The following is a 1,157-nucleotide window of genomic DNA, read 5'->3' as shown; positions in this document are numbered from 1 at the left end:
TCGGTATCGACCACAACCAAAACATACTTCTTTGCCGGATCGTATTCCAACCCAACTTTCACTGATCAGTTTAATCTGTATCAGCGTCTTCAAGCTGGTCAAAACTCGTGGTTCAGTACTTGCCACCTTGACCACTTTCTGTCTTCATAACCATGCCCATTTCCCCGCTCAAAGCGATATCAGGGGCATTGCGGTCATTGAAATAACCTTCTTCCATGAAGCGTACCTGAAATCGCTCGCTACCGACATCACCATATTGCGCAAGATCTGCTAGCTCAGCATCGCTATACGTGGGCTGGYACCCCTTTTCCGCGATTTGCTCTCGGCGATTTTTTAAGACGATTTTAGCGTCTTCCAGACTGCCAAGAAGAACTGCTTTGTTAGGAATAACTTAAGGATGAAATATCTCATTGTTGCTAACCTGATAATAAATTTTTTCTAACACATCATCCAAAACATCGCTTTCTAACTGCCTATCCTCAATCATCCTAAAGTCCATCATTAAATGCTGCTTTACATTCTTCATGCCTTTTGGATTTTCGAACTTAAGGATATTTTTACCTTATTGAACCGACTGATAACATTGACTCGTGTCTTCTCCGAGTTGATCGAGAGCTGTAAGCAGCTCATCGATCATACTAGATAACTGAACAATTAAGTTCTCTTCATTTGTTGAAAATGCCATTCTCAATTACCTCTCGTTACTTGCTCTGGGAAAGCAGCCTTGAATTCATCAAATGTATACACAATTCCGGTCTTCCCATCTCTCGCAGATCTCACCAATCAGTTGACCAGTTCTAGGCAAAGAACCTGATCAGCACCACCACGATACTTTGGAGTCAAACTGCTTGGAGGCTGCTGACCTACAGTCTCGTCCAATATTCAACTTTTTACCTTCGGGAATAATCAACTCAGCTTCGAATCGACTATTACTCCATTGCAGGATAAACAGCTKKTTCCTGTCTTCCAGCATTTTGGTGCGTTGACGCAAAGCCACCATCAAGTTTTGCCTGATTAGGGCCTCCACCAAACTTTCTGAATAAGCTAACTGATTCAGTTGTTTCAACAGTTACATACTGCCCGTTCCTAAATGTTTCTATCGTACCCGGTCGTAACTTGTCTGTTTCTACAAGTCTTACCTGATCATCAATCAGTGT

2 protein-coding genes are annotated in these 1,157 nt (G+C 42.4%); one reads left to right on the top strand and one right to left on the bottom strand.

All coding sequences use genetic code 11. The features are described from left to right. The coding region (locus tag CIK04_RS33870) for a hypothetical protein (protein WP_325205814.1) at positions 1 to 274 on the top strand (274 nt) is incomplete at its 5' end. A 655-nt stretch (positions 275 to 929) separates the two neighbouring features. Here CIK04_RS33870 and CIK04_RS33865 read toward each other — a convergent pair. Then, positions 930 to 1,157: hypothetical protein (locus CIK04_RS33865; RefSeq protein WP_325205813.1), on the bottom strand; the 228-nt coding region annotated here is incomplete at its 5' end.

The organism is Vibrio sp. 03_296, assembly GCF_002265885.1.
This window is presented reverse-complemented; position numbering and strand designations above follow the sequence as displayed.